This window comes from Streptomyces sp. NPDC051913 (assembly GCF_044593635.1).
Taxonomy (GTDB): Bacteria; Actinomycetota; Actinomycetes; order Streptomycetales; family Streptomycetaceae; genus Streptomyces.
Genome location: NZ_JBIUCI010000002.1, coordinates 260,512 through 275,518 on the forward strand (window position 1 = coordinate 260,512; position 15,007 = coordinate 275,518).

The 15,007-nt window shown below is 71.1% G+C and carries 12 protein-coding genes; 9 read left to right on the top strand and 3 right to left on the bottom strand.

Going from position 1 to position 15,007, the window contains the following annotated elements; translation table 11 throughout:
- The first annotated feature begins 68 nt into the window (after nt 1–68).
- The 7 genes from ACIHIX_RS06490 (at nt 69) to fxsT (ending at nt 10,897) form a co-directional block, all read left to right on the top strand.
- Entirely contained in the window at nt 69–1,592 is a 1,524-nt protein-coding gene (locus ACIHIX_RS06490) for an amino acid permease (RefSeq protein WP_399950614.1), read from the top strand.
- A 264-nt stretch (nt 1,593–1,856) separates the two neighbouring features.
- Entirely contained in the window at nt 1,857–2,048 is a 192-nt protein-coding gene (locus ACIHIX_RS06495; protein WP_329333608.1) for a hypothetical protein, read from the top strand.
- A 22-nt stretch (nt 2,049–2,070) separates the two neighbouring features.
- Nucleotides 2,071–4,239, top strand: a complete 2,169-nt coding sequence (locus tag ACIHIX_RS06500) for an FxsB family cyclophane-forming radical SAM/SPASM peptide maturase (protein WP_399950617.1) — start codon at nt 2,071–2,073, stop codon at nt 4,237–4,239.
- 6 nt (nt 4,240–4,245) lie between these two features.
- The gene (locus ACIHIX_RS06505) at nt 4,246–5,067 is read left to right on the top strand and encodes an aminoglycoside N(3)-acetyltransferase (protein ID WP_399950620.1); all 822 of its coding nucleotides are present in this window, start codon (nt 4,246–4,248) and stop codon (nt 5,065–5,067) included.
- Nucleotides 5,060–5,716 carry a TIR-like protein FxsC gene (locus ACIHIX_RS06510; protein ID WP_399950623.1) on the top strand — a complete coding sequence of 219 codons (657 nt, stop codon included), beginning with the start codon at nt 5,060–5,062 and terminating at the stop codon, nt 5,714–5,716. The genes ACIHIX_RS06505 and ACIHIX_RS06510 overlap by 8 nt, the downstream gene beginning before the upstream one ends.
- Entirely contained in the window at nt 5,709–6,965 is a 1,257-nt protein-coding gene (gene fsxC, locus ACIHIX_RS06515; protein WP_399950626.1) for an FxsC protein, read from the top strand. The genes ACIHIX_RS06510 and fsxC overlap by 8 nt, the downstream gene beginning before the upstream one ends.
- On the top strand, nt 6,962–10,897 hold the full coding sequence (fxsT, locus tag ACIHIX_RS06520; RefSeq protein ID WP_399950629.1) for an FxSxx-COOH system tetratricopeptide repeat protein: 3,936 nt from the start codon (nt 6,962–6,964) through the stop codon (nt 10,895–10,897). The genes fsxC and fxsT overlap by 4 nt, the downstream gene beginning before the upstream one ends.
- A gap of 18 nt (nt 10,898–10,915) precedes the next feature.
- Here fxsT and ACIHIX_RS06525 read toward each other — a convergent pair whose 3' ends face one another.
- The 3 genes from ACIHIX_RS06525 to ACIHIX_RS06535 all read right to left on the bottom strand — a co-directional run bounded on the left by ACIHIX_RS06525 (nt 10,916) and on the right by ACIHIX_RS06535 (nt 13,379).
- Nucleotides 10,916–11,815, bottom strand: a complete 900-nt coding sequence (locus ACIHIX_RS06525; RefSeq protein ID WP_399950632.1) for an alpha/beta fold hydrolase — start codon at nt 11,813–11,815, stop codon at nt 10,916–10,918.
- Nucleotides 11,816–12,021: 206 nt separating this feature from the next.
- On the bottom strand, nt 12,022–12,432 hold the full coding sequence (locus ACIHIX_RS06530) for an NTP pyrophosphohydrolase (protein WP_399950635.1): 411 nt from the start codon (nt 12,430–12,432) through the stop codon (nt 12,022–12,024).
- Nucleotides 12,433–12,482: 50 nt separating this feature from the next.
- Nucleotides 12,483–13,379 (bottom strand): NAD(P)-dependent oxidoreductase, encoded by an 897-nt coding sequence (locus tag ACIHIX_RS06535; RefSeq protein WP_399950638.1) that lies wholly within the window; start codon nt 13,377–13,379, stop codon nt 12,483–12,485.
- 65 nt (nt 13,380–13,444) lie between these two features.
- Between ACIHIX_RS06535 and ACIHIX_RS06540 the strand changes: the two genes are divergently transcribed.
- Nucleotides 13,445–14,506 (top strand): hypothetical protein, encoded by a 1,062-nt coding sequence (locus ACIHIX_RS06540; protein ID WP_399950641.1) that lies wholly within the window; start codon nt 13,445–13,447, stop codon nt 14,504–14,506.
- Nucleotides 14,507–14,557: 51 nt separating this feature from the next.
- On the top strand, nt 14,558–14,929 hold the full coding sequence (locus tag ACIHIX_RS06545; RefSeq protein ID WP_399950644.1) for a hypothetical protein: 372 nt from the start codon (nt 14,558–14,560) through the stop codon (nt 14,927–14,929).
- Nucleotides 14,930–15,007 lie beyond the last annotated feature (78 nt).

Below are 15,007 nucleotides of genomic sequence, written 5' to 3' on the forward strand. Positions count from 1 at the left end.
CGCCGGGGCATACGCAGTACGCCCCCTCTCGATCATGTCGAGGACGACACAGCGTGGGAGGTACGCCCGTGAGCAGCACACTCTTCCGGACGAAGAGAGTCGAGCAGTCCATCCTCGATACCGAGGAGCCAGAGCACGCGCTGAAGAAATCCCTCTCCGCGCTGGATCTGACCGTCTTCGGCGTCGGCGTCATCATCGGCACCGGCATCTTCGTCCTGACCGGAACGGTCGCCAAGAACAACGCGGGACCGGCGGTCGCCCTGGCCTTCGTCGTCGCCGGCGTCGTCTGCGCGCTCGCCGCGCTCTGCTATGCCGAGTTCGCCTCCACCGTCCCGGTGGCCGGCTCGGCGTACACCTTCTCGTACGCCTCCCTCGGGGAACTGCCCGCCTGGATCATCGGCTGGGACCTGGTCCTGGAGTTCGCGCTCGGCACGGCGGTGGTCGCCGTCGGCTGGTCCGGGTACATCGCCTCGCTCCTGGACAACGCGGGCTGGCATCTGCCGGAGGCGCTCAGCGGCCGGGACGGCGCCGACGGCTTCGGCTTCGACATCCTCGCCGCCGCCCTCGTCCTGGTCCTGACCGGCATCCTGGTCCTGGGCACGAAGCTGTCCGCGCGTGTGACGTCGATCGTCGTGGCCATCAAGGTGACGGTCGTCCTCGTCGTGATCATCGCGGGCGCCTTCTTCATCAAGGGCGACAACTACGACCCGTTCATCCCCAAGTCCCAGCCGGTGGAAGCGGGCGGTGACCTCCAGGCGCCGCTCATCCAGCTGATGTTCGGCTGGGCGCCCTCCAACTTCGGCGTCATGGGCATCTTCACGGCGGCGTCCGTGGTGTTCTTCGCCTTCATCGGCTTCGACGTCGTGGCGACGGCGGCCGAGGAGACCAAGAACCCGCAACGGGACATGCCCCGAGGCATCCTCGGCTCGCTCCTGATCTGCACGACGCTCTACGTAGCCGTGTCGATCGTCGTCACCGGCATGCAGCACTACACCGAACTGTCCGTCACGGCCCCCCTCGCCGACGCCTTCAAGGCCATCGGGCACCCCTGGTACGCGGGCTTCATCAGCTTCGGCGCGGCGGTCGGCCTGACCACGGTCTGCATGATCCTCCTGCTGGGCCAGACCCGCGTCTTCTTCGCCATGAGCCGCGACGGTCTGCTGCCCCGCTTCTTCTCCCAGGTCCACCCCCGCTTCAAGACCCCGCACCGCCCGACCATCCTGCTCGGCGTGATCATCGCGATCGTCGCCGGCTTCACCCCGCTCAGCGAACTCGCCGAACTGGTCAACATCGGCACCCTGTTCGCGTTCGTGGTCGTCGCGATCGGCGTCATCATCCTCCGCCGCACCCGCCCCGACCTGCCCCGTTCCTTCCGCACCCCGTGGGTCCCGGTCCTCCCGATCCTGTCGGTCCTCGCCTCCCTGTGGCTGATGCTCAACCTGCCGACGGAGACCTGGCTGCGGTTCGCGATCTGGATGGTCCTCGGCTTCGTCGTGTACTTCCTGTACGGCCGCTCGCACAGCCGGCTGGCGCAGGGGGAGAAGGCGGGGGCGGGGTCGGCGGCGAAGCCGCCGAACGGGGGCGTGGAGTAACCACCCGCCCGGGCCCCGCGGGAGGCGCTGAGGCACCTCGCGCGGGGCCGCGTCCTGTTCGCAACCCGCCCCATGCTGACCGGAATTGACTCTTGCCATGGAGAAGCTGGCTCGTAAGGTACCTTTACCGCCCTTGTGTCCGACCGGAAGCGGCCACGATGATGGGGGAGTGGTGACGACGAGCCACCTCGCGACTGCTCAGTGCGAATTCCACTCGGTGACGATCCGACCGGCGCGATGCACGGACCGGCGAAGGAGACCGCAATGACGAACGGCGGAGAGGCGTCCGGCGCACTTCTGGACGAGTTAGGAGCGGTGACCCCGCCGCTGGCCACGGAGGTCCCCGACTGGGGCGACGTCGCCCTGGACGACTCCGGTGAGATCGACCGGCACCTGCTGAACAGGCTGCTGCCGTCCGGCGGGCAGTCGGACTCCGGTTTCAACTCCAGTATCTGACCGTCACGGACACCAAGGGCCGATGACCGCAGGGACAAGAGCATTCCGCCAGTTCGTCCTGAAGATGCACAGCAGATGCGACCTGGCCTGCGATCACTGCTACGTCTACCGCCACGCCGACCAGAGCTGGCGGCGTCGGCCGCAGGTCGTCCCGGACGAGGTGGCGGCGGCGATGGTGGCACGCATCGCCGAACACGCCAGGGCCCACCCCGAACTCCCGCGCGTCCACGTCATCCTGCACGGCGGCGAACCCCTGCTCGCCGGAGCCGACCGACTGGCCCGGACGGCACAGGACCTGCGCGCCGCACTGGACGGCGTGTGCGACCTGGACCTGCGCATGCAGACCAACGGCCTGCTGCTGGACGAGGCGACGTGCCGCATGCTGGTCCGCGAGCGGATCAACACCGGCATCTCCCTCGACGGCGACCGCGCGTCCAACGACCGCCACCGCAAGCGGGCGAACGGCACCGGCTCGTACGACGCCGTCGTCAGGGCCGTCCGCCTCCTCGGCTCGCCCGAGCACCGCAGCGCCTTCGCCGGCCTGCTCTGCACCATCGACGTACAGAACGACCCGGTCGCCGTGTACGAGGCCCTGGCCGCGCTCGGACCGCCGCGGGTGGACTTCCTGCTTCCGCACGCCACCTGGGACCGGCCACCGCCGACGGACCCCGCCCACCCCGCCGCCCACGCCCGCTGGCTGATCGCCGTCCACGACCGCTGGACCGCCGACGGCAGGCCCTTCCCGGTCCGTCTCTTCGACTCGATCGAGGCCGGCCGGGACGGCCGGGAGTCCTTCACCGAGGCGCTCGGACTCGGCAGCCCGGACCTGGTCGTCGTCGAGACCGACGGCGAGATCGAACAGGCCGACTGGCTCAAGACGGCGGGACCCGGAGCGCCCGCCACCGGCTTCCACGTGCTGCGCAACTCCTTCGACGAGGCCGCCGCACACCCCGGCTTCCTGGCCCAGGGCGGGGGAGCGGAGACGCTGAGCCGCCAGTGCCGGGAGTGCTCCGTGGTCCGGATCTGCGGAGGCGGACTGTACGGGCACCGCCACCGCGCCACCAACGGCTTCGACAACCCCTCCGTCTACTGCGAGGACCTCTTCCGGCTGATCGGTCATGTGCTGAACGCCCCCCGCCCGGCGCGCCGGACGCACACGCTGACCGCCCACGGCTTCGACTCCCTCGCGGCGGGCGACGGCGACACCGCCGCCCTGCGCGCCCTCACCGACGCCGAGGCCAGCGTCCGCCGGATGCTCCTCACCGCCCTGTGCGCCCGGTATCCCGGCCCCGAGGCGAGCGCCCTGGCCCACCTCGACCGGCAGTGGCCCCGACAGACCGCGCGGACCGTCCGCCACCCGTACCTCGGCACCTGGGCGGTGCGCGGTATCGAAGGGCGGCTGCCGACGGCCGCCGTACGGCAGCGGCTCGGCGAGATCGCCCTGGCGGCGGCGCTCAGGGCCGGCATCGAACTGAGCGTCGACCTGCCGGAGGAGACCGACCAGGCCCACTTGCCGGGGATCGGACACCTGACCTTCCCGGCCGACACCCCCGGACCGGTCGCCCTGCGCGCCCACGCCGGCGCCCTCCTGGTCGCCGCCCGGCCGGACGAACCGCCCCGCCCCCTCACCGAAGCGGCCGACCACGGCTACGTCTGGCGCCCCGTACGACGCCTGGCCACCAGGGAGTTCACCGTCCTCGTCGAGGACACCGACCGTCACCGCGACGGCTTCCGCGGCGGCCCGGACGGTGACGACCTGCCCGCCTCCCCCACCCCCGCACCCGCGCTCGACGAGTCCGAACACACCCGCTGGCTCAGCCTGTTCACCGAGGCCGCCGTGCACCTGCGTGCCCGCAACGCGGGCCGGGGGCCCGGAGTGCGCGCCCTGTTCACCGCGTGCACCCCGTTACGGAGCACCGGCCCCCACGGACAGGTGGCCGCCGACCCGCACGCCTTCGGAGCCCTCGGAGTGGCGCTGCCGGACACCGCCGTGGCGCTGGCCGGCCTCATCGTGGAGGGAGTGCAGCAGATGAAGTTCAACGCCCTGTCGGACCTCTTCGACCTCGCCGGCGACGACGAGACCAAGGAGGGGCTGCGGTCCGCGTACCTGGACCGCCTCCCGGCCCGGGCGATCCCGCACGACGGCCTCACCGCGGCCGGCCGCCGGATGGCCGCCCGGCTGCTCGGCTGACGGCGGATGACGACAGCCTCACTGCTCAGTGCCGAACTCCGTGAACTCGGCGTCGAGAAGGGCATGACGCTGCTGCTGCACGCCTCCCTGCGGTCCGTAGGTCCCGTGCGCGGCGGTGGCCGGGCGGTACTGCGCGCCCTCCTGGACGCGCTCGGCCCCGAAGGCACGCTGGTGGTGCCCACGTTCACCGAGGGAAATTCGCTGACATCACGGGCTTATCTCCACATGACGCGAGACCTGACACGACATCAACTTCTGTCCTACCGTGAACACATGGAGCCCTTCTGCGCGGCTTCTACGCCCTCGCAAGGCATGGGACGGCTGGCGGAGGAGGTGCGGGTCACTCCGGGAGCCATGCGCAGCACACACCCGCAGGCGTCATTCGCCGCGCTCGGACCCGGGTCCGCTCGGATCACGAGCGGCCACGCCCTGGACTGTCTGCTCGGCGAGCGCTCCCCGCTGGGCAGGCTCTACGAGGAGGAGGCGTACGTCCTGCTGCTGGGCGTCGGCTACGAGACCTGCTCGGCCTTCCACCTCGCCGAGTACCGCCGACCCCGTCCGCCCCGCCGGCGCTACGACTGCCGGGTGCTGACGGGCGACGGCCCGCGCTGGCGGGGCTATGTCGACGTCGCCCTGGACGACAGCGACTTCGGTGAGCTCGGTCGCGACCTGGAGGCCGACACGGACGCCGCGATCGTCCGGGGGCGGATCGGCACCGCGGACAGCAGGCTGTTCCCGCTGCGGTGGGCGGTGGACGCGGCCGGTGACTGGCTGGCCGAGCACCGCACCCGGTGCGGGAACCTCCCCGCGGAGGCCGACCGTGCCTGACCACACGCCCCGCGCCATGGTCCAGGAGCCCTACGGCTTCCTGAGTTACGGCCGCAATCCCGAGTCACCGGAGAGCTACGAGCCGCCGGACGAGCTGCTGGTGCGCTTCCGCGGCAGACTGTCCAGACATCTGCGGGAGCTCACCGACCTGCGCGCGGGGATCGACGCGGTCTATCTCGACAAGGAGATCCCGGTCGGCTCCGCGTGGAAGGACGTGCTGAAGGACCGGCTCGCCCGCTGCCAGGTCCTCGTACCGGCCCTGTCCCCACGGCTGTTCAGCAGCAAGTGGTGCGCCCTGGAATGGGAGTGCTTCGAACGCAGGCAGCAACTCCAGCGTGACCGGGGCACGTTCATCCGCGACGCCATCGTCCCGGTCCTGTGGGCTCCGCTGCGGCCCGACGAGATCCCTCCGCCCTACTCCGAGGTGCAGTACACCCACCGGGACTTCCACGCCGACTACCAGCGGTTGGGACTGCTCGGCCTGTACGGCCTCGGACGGCACACGACCGCCAACGGGATCGCCTTCCAACTGGCGCAGACAATCGCCCGCGTAGCGGTCATGGCCCGGTTGGAACCCTGCGACCCTGGCCTCTTCGACGACCTCTTCGACTCCATGAACGGCTCGGCTGGGGAGGAACACGATGCATGACAGCCGTTCCGCACGACGCGTGCGTGGCAAGGCGCCCTACTTCTTCCTGAGTTATGCCCCCGCACCCGTGACGAACGGTGACTCGGAGGCCGAGGAGCTTGAGCCGGACAAGGACGTGGAGGAGTTCCACTCCGATCTGATCAGGGCGGTCGCGGGGCTGAGCGGTTCCCTCGCGCCCCCCTCCCTCGGCTATCTCGACGCCACCGACCGCGGCGGCCCCGACATGGCCCGGGCTCTCCAGCGCAGCCACTGCTTCGTCCCGCTGATCACCCCCCGCTACTTCACCGACGGCTACTGCGGCCGCCAGTGGACCGCCTTCGCCACCCGTCCCCGCCGCGGCACCCGCATCCCGGTGCTGTGGACACCCGTCCCCACCACCGCGCTCCCGCTCCCCGTCGATCTGGACCTGCCCGAGCCCGGCCGACCGGTGACACCGATGCCGGTCGAGGCCGAGGCGCTGCGCCGCTACACCGAGGACGGTCTGTACGGCCTGCGGCAGTACCCCGGGGGCTCGGACTACTACGACCAGTGCGTCCGCAGGGTCGCCCAGTGCATCGTGCAGGCCGCCCATCGCGCACCCGAACCCGCGCCGGGCGAGGCCGAGTTCGCCGAGCTCGACGTGCCGGACGCGTTCGCCACCACCTCCTGGCACCGGCTGGGCATCGCGGTGCTCGCCCCGGACATCCACCATCTGCCACCCGGCCGCAGCGACACCAAGTACGGTCATGAGCCCCGGGACTGGCAGCCTTTCAGCGACGGCCTGAGCATTCCGCTGGTCGAACGCACCGCCGAACTCGCCCGCAATCTCGGCTTCGCCCCCGAGATCCGCACCTATGACGAGGCCGAGGCCGTCTTCCTCGGCCGGAGCGACGCCGACAGCCCCTGGGTCCTCATCATCGACCCCTGGATCCTGCACGACCGCGGTGCCGTGGAGCGGCTGCGGGCCTTCGACGCACAGGATCTGCCGTGGGTGACGGTGCTGACCGCGTTCGCCGACGACCCGCAGACCCGGCGGTCCCGCGAGAAGCTCGGCGAGCTGCTCCAGTCGGCGCTGCCCCGGCGGCTCAGCCGCGGCCGGGCCATCCAGCGCTGGGCGGTCGCCGGTCTCGACCACTCCGAGGCGTTCAACTCCCGTTTCGTCGAACTGGCCGACAGCGCGGCCCAGCAGTATCTCAACCGTCCGCTACGATCCTCGACCAGCCCCTCGGCGTCGGCCGATTCGCAGGGTGACCAGGAGGCCCAACCGTGACCGGCGTGCAGTCCCGCCCCGACGGCGGCAAGATCGTCACGTTCTACAGCTACAAGGGCGGCAGCGGTCGCACCATGGCGCTGGCCAACACCGCCTGGATCATGGCCTCCCAGGGCCGCCGGGTCCTGGTGGTCGACTGGGACCTGGAAGCACCCGGCCTCGACCGCTTCCTCCACCCGTTCCTGGAGCCCAGCGCCTTACGGGACCGCCCCGGAGTGCTGGAACTCATCAACGACTACGTCCTGAAGGTCGACCACCTGCAGGACACCAAGATCAAGGCCGACTGGATCGTCGAACAGGCCGACATCGGCCGCGCGGTGAACGCGTTGCAGTGGAACTTCCGGGGCGACGGTCGACTGGACTTCATCTCGGCGGGCCGCCAGGACCGCAACTACTCCTCGATCTTCTCCCAGTTCAACTGGAACCGCTTCTACGACGAGCAGTACGGCGGCCAGTTCCTGGACGCCCTGTGCGACCAGTTCCGGCAGGGCTACGACTACGTCCTCGTCGACAGCCGCACCGGCCTCAGTGACATCTCCGACATCTGCACCCTGCACTTCCCCGACGTGCTGGTGAACTGCTTCACCCACAACGACCAGAGCATCGAGGGCGCGGCGGCCGTGGCCCGCCGGGTGCAGGACACCAGGGGCCAGCGGCGCATCCGGATCCTGCCGGTGCCCATGCGGGTCGTGGACTCCGAGGCGGACCGGCTGGAGGCGGCGCGCGCCAAGGTCCGGCTCTCCTTCGACCAGTTGCTGGTCCGCACCCGGAACATCGATCCGCGCAGCTACTGGGGCAGCGTCGAGGTGCCGTTCAAGTCCCCTTACGCGTACGAGGAGATGCTCGCGACCTTCCGCGACGAGCCGGAGACCCCCGCCTCACTGCTCGCCGCCTGCGAACGGCTGACGTCGTTCATCACCGAGGGCGAGGTGAGGTCCCTCGTCCCGATGACCGACGAGGAGCGCCAGAACTACCTCAAGGCCGTCGTCCGCCGCAGGCCACCGGACCCCACCCATGTGTTCCTCAGCTACGTCCACCAGGACCGGATGTGGGCCGAGTGGATCGGACGGGTCCTCGGCGAGGCCGGCTTCACCGTGGCCGACGCCCGCTCCGAGGACGGCTCCGCTGCGGGCGTCCCGCTGCGCGACGACACCGACAGCAAGGTGCGGGGCGCCGCCCGCACCGTGGCCGTGCTCTCCGCCGACTACCAGAAGTCCCCGGAGGCCAGGGCGGTCTGGGAGGCCGTGGCCGCCGCCGACCCGATGGGCTCGCGCCGCACCCTCGTTCCGGTACGGGTCAGTGACGCGCGGCTGGCCCACCCGTTCTCGGACCGGATGCCCGTCCATCTGAGCGGCATGAACGAGACCCAGGCCAAGAGCGCCCTCCTGCGGGCCCTGGACGCCCAGTCGGTGCAGGGCGAGCATCCCGCGGACGCCGGCGTCGGCGGACCCCGCTTCCCCGGCGCGGAACCTCCCGTATGGTCCGTGCCCGGACGCAACGCGGCCTTCACCGGACGCTCCGAACTGCTGGAGGACCTGCGGGAGCGGCTCACGGACACCGGCACCGCCACGCTGCTCCACGGCATGGGGGGCGTCGGCAAGACCCAGCTGGCGACCGAGTACGCGCACCGGTACCGGGGCAACTACGACGTGGTCTGGTGGATCGAGGCGGAGTTCGGTGACCTCGCCCTGCGCCAGTACTCCGAACTCGCCCCTCACCTGGGCGTGGAGGAGCGGGACAGCATCACCGCCACGGCCGAGGGGGTCCGGGACGCGCTGCGCCGGGGCACCCAGTACGACCGGTGGCTGCTGGTCTTCGACAACGCCACCACCCCGGAGTCCATCGAGCGGCTGCTGGTCAACAGCCCCACCGGCCACGTCCTGATCACCACCCGCAACGAGGGCTGGTCCCAGGTCGGCGAGCGGGTCGAGGTCGACGTGTTCGACCGCAACGAGAGCGTCGAACACCTGCTGCGCCGTGTCTCCGCCATCAGCACGGAGGACGCCGACCGGGTCGCGAACGCCCTCGGTGACCTGCCGCTCGCGGTCGACCACGCCGCCGCCTGGCTCAACGAGACGGGCCAGGACGCCTCCGACTACCTGGAGCTGCTGGAAACGCAGCTGGCGACGCTGGAGCCGGTCTCCGACGCCCCGGCGTACCCGCCCCAGGTCGGCGCGACCTGGAACATCTCCATCCAGCAACTCAACTCGCCCGTCGCCCGGCGGCTGTTGGAGCTGTGCGCCCACTTCGGCGCCGACCCGATCTCCTTCGACCTGGTGCACGGCAAGGAGATGGGCGAGGCCCTGCGCGAGGTCCACCCGAACAGCGGTGGCACGGCGCTGGTCTCCCGGGCCATCCAGCAGCTGCACCGCTACTCCCTGGCCAAGGTCGACCGCAAGACCAAGAGCATCCAGGTGCACCGTCTGGTGCAGGCCGCGGTGCGTTCGTCGATGTCCACCGACGAGCAGGAGTCGGCCCTGCGCGCCGTCCGTAATGTGCTCTCCGGCGCCCGCCCTTCCGAGGGCGACGTGGAACGGCCGGAGAACTGGGAGCGGTACAACACCATCTGGCCCCACCTCAAGACCCCGTGGACCAGGTACTCGCTGGACGACCGGATCCGCAAGCTGATGACGGAGTGGCTGCGGTACCTGCGGGCCCGCGGCGAGTACGCGGAGGCCATGTCGCTCGCCGAGGAGCTGCTGGTCATCTGGCAGAAGGAGGCGGGCCCCAACGACCGCTGGACCCTGCACCTGCGCTTCGAGATGGCCAACGTGCTGCGTTTCCAGGGCTGGTACAGCAGAGCGCTGGAGATCGACCAGGACGTGTACGAGCGGCAGCGCGAGGCTCTGGGGGACGACGACGACCACGCTCTGATGACGGCGGGCGGCCTGACCGCGGACCTGCGCGCCGTCGGGCAGGTCGGCAGGGCCCTGGAGATCGACCGGGAGACCTACGAGCGGTCCGTCGACCTCCTCGGCGAGGACCATGCCCGGACCCTGTTCGCCGCGAACAACCTGGCCGTGTCGATGAGGATGGCCGGGGACTGCTACGAGGCGCAGAGCGTCGACAAGGAGAACTGCGAGCAGCGCGCGCTGACCCTGGGGTCCAGGCATCCCTACACCCTGTTCTCCCAGATCAACCTCGGCCGCGATCAGCGCTCCTGTGGTGAGTACGAGGCCTCGGAGGCGACGCTGCGCGGTGTCTACGAGACGGCCGTGGAGCTCGGACCGGAGCAACCGCCCGCACTGGAGGCGGCCAAGGCCCTCGCCATCACACTGCGTCGGCTCGACCGGCTGGACGAGGCCATGGACATCAGCCGGCAGGTGCTGGACATCTGCCGTCGGCGGCTGGGCGAGGACTCGCCGGAAACGCTGGTGGTGCGGCTCGGCCACGCCGGTCATCTCGCGGCGGCCGAGCGCCACGAGGAGGCGTGCGAGGAGACCGCCGACCTGCTGGAGCGGTTCCGCACCGCGCTCGGGGAGAGCCACCCGAACACGCTCGCGTGCGCGGTCAACCACGGCATCAACCTGCTGTCGACGGAGAGGTTCGCCGAGGCTCGCGACGTGTGCGAGGAGGCCCGGTCCGCGTTGCGCACCACGCTCGGTCCGGAACACCCGTTCAGCATGAACTGCCAGATGAACCTGGCGAACGCCGAGGCGGCCCTCGGTGAGGCGACCCAGGCGGAGCACAACTACCGCCAGGCGTACCGGGAGTTGTGCGACCGGCTCGGCTCCGACCATCCGACCGCCCTCACCTGCCGGGGCAACCTCTCGGTCCTGCTGAAGGAGGTCGGTCGCACGGCGGAGGCCGAGCAGTTGGCCCGGGAGTCCCTGGACGTGCTCGGCGCCAAGCTCGGCGCGAAGCACTCGAAGGTGGTCAGGCTCCGCAACGGCCGGCGGGTGGGACTGGAGCTCGACCCGCACCCGATCTGACGGAGGCGGGAGCGGAGGTCACGCCGTCGTGGTCGCGGCGGCGTCGGCCTCCGTCTGGTCCCGCAGCCAGCCGAGCACCTGGGGCAGCACCGGGACGGCCGCGAAATGCGCCGCCGAGGGCTGGAGCACCACGGTGGCGTCCTTGATCCTGCGAGCGAGCCAGTTGAAGTGCTCGACGGGGGAGAACACGTCCTTCTCGCCGTGCCAGAGCAGGGTGGGCACGGCGATCTCCTTCGGATCGAAGCCCCAGCCCCGGCTGAAGGCGAGGGCGTCGTCGATCCAGCCGTACGCGGTCTTCTCGATGGCGGCCTCGAAGTTCTTGTGCAGCATCCGGCGGATGCCGGCATCGGCCACGATCTGCCGGTCCACCTCGGGCATCTCGTCGTCGAGGTCGTTGAGTACGGCCATCGGGTTGTCCCGCATGGCGTCCGCGTTCTGCACGAGGGTGCTCTGGAGCACCTGCTGGTTCTCGCGGGCGTTGCGGTACTCGCGGACGTTGGACTCCGTCATGCCCTCGAACCAGTCCAGCCCTTCCGCGTCCCACGGGGCGAGGCTCACCAGCACGGCCGCGCTCTGCACCCGCTTCGGCAGCTTCGCGGCGCAGGCGAGCGCGTGCGGGCCGCCGCCGGACCGGCCGACGACGGAGAACTCGTCGAGTCCGAGCTCGTCGGCGATGTCCTCGACGTCCTCGGCGGCGTCGACCACCGTACGGCCCAGTTTGCGGGTCGAACCGCCGTACCCGGGGCGGTCGTAGGCGATCAGATGGATGCCGAGCTGATAGAGCACCATCGACCGCGGGCGTGGCCCTTGATGACTGCCAGGAGTTCCGTGCAGCAGAAAGACGGGATGCCCTTGAGGATCACCCCATGAATCGAAAACGAGCTCGCGCCCGTCTCTGCTGTGAGCGGCACGCGCCACTCCTGCCTCCCGTCCACCGGCCGTCAAGGGTGCCGGAATCCTCTCAGATCAGAACGACGGGCACCACCGAGCCAGCGTCTCGCGTCGGCGTCATTCCGTCACTGGAGAGTGACCAGAATGTCGAAATCATGACCGAACCCGGCTAGCTTATGCCTATTTTGCTGATTCGGCCGAGGTTGGGCGGCTGCTATATCGGGACAAGCAGGTCATTGCGCTCCGCCCTCCAGTCCGCCTCCAGACGCCTTCCAGCCACGCACCGTCCGCGGCCCCGCGACGTCCGCCCCCAGCTCCGTCACCCGTCGGCGCAGTTCCCGATCCGCCGTGATGACCAGGACTTCACGCCCGGCCGCCCCGGCCACCAGCTCCACCATCCGATCGTCCCCGCTCCCGCTCGCCGATTCGACCCTGACCCGCGGTACGGACTCCACGCCCCGCGCCGCGCCCTCCACGACGAGGACGAGCTCCACGGGACCCTCGTGCCCCGGCAGGCCGTCCGCCGCCAACCGGTCCCGCAACCGCTCCGCGGCCCCGCGCCGGTCACGCCACCAGCCGTCGGGCACGGACCCGACGACGTTGGCGGCATCGACTATTACGAGAAGGGGGGCTGCGGCGTTCATGGGCCAAGGGTGTCAGCTCCCGGCGTTCCGAGCCGCACGCACGCCAGGCGTCAGCTTCCGTCCTTCTCCTCCCCCCTCTCCTCGTCGAAGCTCGCGTAGTACGCCGCCGCCATGTCCTCGTCCCCGTGCCCCTGCGCCGCGGCCCGCTCCAGCCGTGCCGCACTCGCCGCGGCCACGTCCAGCCGTACGCCGTTCTCCGCACCCGCCCGGACGATGAGGCGGGCGTCCTTCGCGGCGGTGTCCACAGCGAACTGGGCGGGAGACAGCTTCCCGTCGAGCACCAGCCCCGCCTTGGCCCGCAGATAGCCCATGTCCAGCGGCCCGCCCTCGATCAGCGCGAAGAAGTCCTGCGGGTCCACCCCGAGCGCCTCGGACAGCGCCAGCACCTCCCCGGTCGCCGCGGTCGCGGCCAGTACCCAGCTGTTGGCGACCAGCTTCAGCCGGGTGGCGCTGCCCGCCTCCCCGGTCCACACCGTGCGCGCCCCCACCGCGTCGAAGACGGGGGCCACGGAGTAGCGGTGGGCCTCGGGCCCGCCCGCCAGCACGGTGAGCTGACCGGCCTCCGCGGGCTGCCGGGTGCCGAGCACCGGCGCGTCGTAGAAGACCAGGCCGTGCGCGGCGGCGAACGCGGCGAGTTCGGCGAGCCCCTCCAGGCCGGCCGTCGTCGACTGCGCCCACACCACGCCCGGCCGCAGCGCGGGCAGCGCCTCCTCCATCACCGCCAGGGCGGCGGGACCGTCGTACAGCATGGTCAGCACGACGTCGGCGCCCTCCACGGCCTCTGCGGGGGAGTCGGCGACCCGGATGCCGTCGGCGGTGAGGGGCTCGGCCTTGGCGCGGGTACGGTTCCAGGCGCGGACGGTGTGCCCGGCGCCGGCGATGGTGCGAGCCATGGCGGCGCCCATGATGCCGGTGCCCAGGACGGTGACGGTGAGCTTGTCTGTCATGTCCTCCACGGTAGACGCGGGGGGTGAGGGGGCGGGGCACGAAAGGCCCCGCTTAGAGTGAACCGGTGAACGGCGACTGGCTTCTCCGCGGCCGCGACGGCCGGCTCAGTGTCTATCTGCCCTCCGGCGACGCCGTCCTGTGCCGGGCCGAGCTCGGCCCCGGCGGTCCCTGGGAGTCGCCCGCGCGCAAGGTGGGCGGTGATCAGAAGCTCCGGCCCGGAGCGGCGCCCGGCCGGAGCGCCGACGACATGCCCCGTACCGATCTGGCACTCGGTCAGGGCCCCGACCACTACGCCCACCTGGTCTCCTGGCGGCCCACCAGACCCGGCGAGGCCGGGCTCGTGCACTCCACGCACTTCCGCCCCCGGCTCGCCGCCCTCGACTGGGCCCCGATCGGCCACCCCGACAAGACCGGCGACCGCACCGGCACCCCGGCCGTCGCCGTCGATGCCCAGGGGCGGGCCCATGTCTTCGTCCGCAACAAGGGCGGCGGCGTGAGCATGGTCGCGCAGAAGGAGAAGGGCGGCTGGGAGCCGTGGCGGGACCTCAAGGGGAGTGACGTGGCGGCGGACTTGGCCGCGGTGACGGGGGAGTCGGGCCGTGTGGAGCTGTACGCCGCCGTCCCCGGCGGCCTGCTGCACTGGCGCCGGCAGGATCCCGGCGCACAGCCGGTCCTGGAGGAGGCGGTGGAGACCCCGGTACGCCCAGGCACCCTCCGCGCCCTGGCCACCTCCGCCGACCACACCACCCTCTTCTACACCGACGACTCCGGCGACCTGTGCGCCTGGCGCGCGGGAGGCAAACCCGTCGCCCTCCTCGCCTCGGCCGGCCCCGGCCCGGTCTCCGCGGTCCGCTGCGAACTCGACGGCCACGACTGCACGTTGCTCGCCCAGCGTTCGTCGAGCGGCCGGGTCGCCTTCGCCGCGTACCCGACGCAACAGGAGGCCGCGGGGGCGTGGTGGACGGAGTCGGGACCCCAACTCCCGGCGGACGCCCTGGTGTCACTCGCGACCGACGAGGAGGGCCGGGTCGTGGCGGCAACGTTGTCCCCGTCGACCGGCCAACTCCTGCTCACCCGGCGCAAGGACGAACCGGGGCTCGCGCTGGAGGCCTGGCGGGAGAAGTGAACCGGCGTAAAGGGCAGGACCGTTCAAGGCACTGTGCGCGAACATGGCCGTGTGAACACCGAACACCTCGTCGAGGTCTGGCAGCGCATCCTGGCGCCCTCCGGGGTCTCCTGGGTGCTGTTCGAGAACGGCACGTGCGTGCTGCTGAAGGAGCCCGACGGCGAACTCGCCGGGCAGGCCGTGCGGATCCTCCGGCAGTACGGCCCGGTGCGCGCCGGCGGCCCCGCCGGTGACTTCGGCACCCAGACGCTCAAGGACGGCACCGGCTGGCTGGTGACCGGCCACCACCCGGACGTCGTCACCTACGTCGGCTCCGACGAGCCCGCCGACCCGTCGAACCTCGCCGTCGGCCTCCACGGCCGCAGCAAGCGCCACCGCGACGGCACGGACCTCCAGGTCGTGCATGTCGAGGACGCCCGCTGAAGCGGTCCGGGGGCCCGCCCGCTGAAACAACCGGTCAGCAGTCCCACCCCGAGAACACCGGTGCCCCGCACGCCAACC

Excerpts from the sequence above, each read along its gene's own strand:
- ACIHIX_RS06500 (WP_399950617.1), top strand. The coding sequence starts at position 2,071 with ATGACCGCAGGGACAAGAGCATTCCGCCAGTTCGTCCTGAAGATGCAC.
- fsxC (WP_399950626.1), top strand. The coding sequence starts at position 5,709 with ATGCATGACAGCCGTTCCGCACGACGCGTGCGTGGCAAGGCGCCCTAC.
- ACIHIX_RS06505 (WP_399950620.1), top strand. The coding sequence starts at position 4,246 with ATGACGACAGCCTCACTGCTCAGTGCCGAACTCCGTGAACTCGGCGTC.
- ACIHIX_RS06535 (WP_399950638.1), bottom strand. The coding sequence starts at position 13,379 with ATGACAGACAAGCTCACCGTCACCGTCCTGGGCACCGGCATCATGGGC.
- ACIHIX_RS06530 (WP_399950635.1), bottom strand. The coding sequence starts at position 12,432 with ATGAACGCCGCAGCCCCCCTTCTCGTAATAGTCGATGCCGCCAACGTC.
- ACIHIX_RS06495 (WP_329333608.1), top strand. The coding sequence starts at position 1,857 with ATGACGAACGGCGGAGAGGCGTCCGGCGCACTTCTGGACGAGTTAGGA.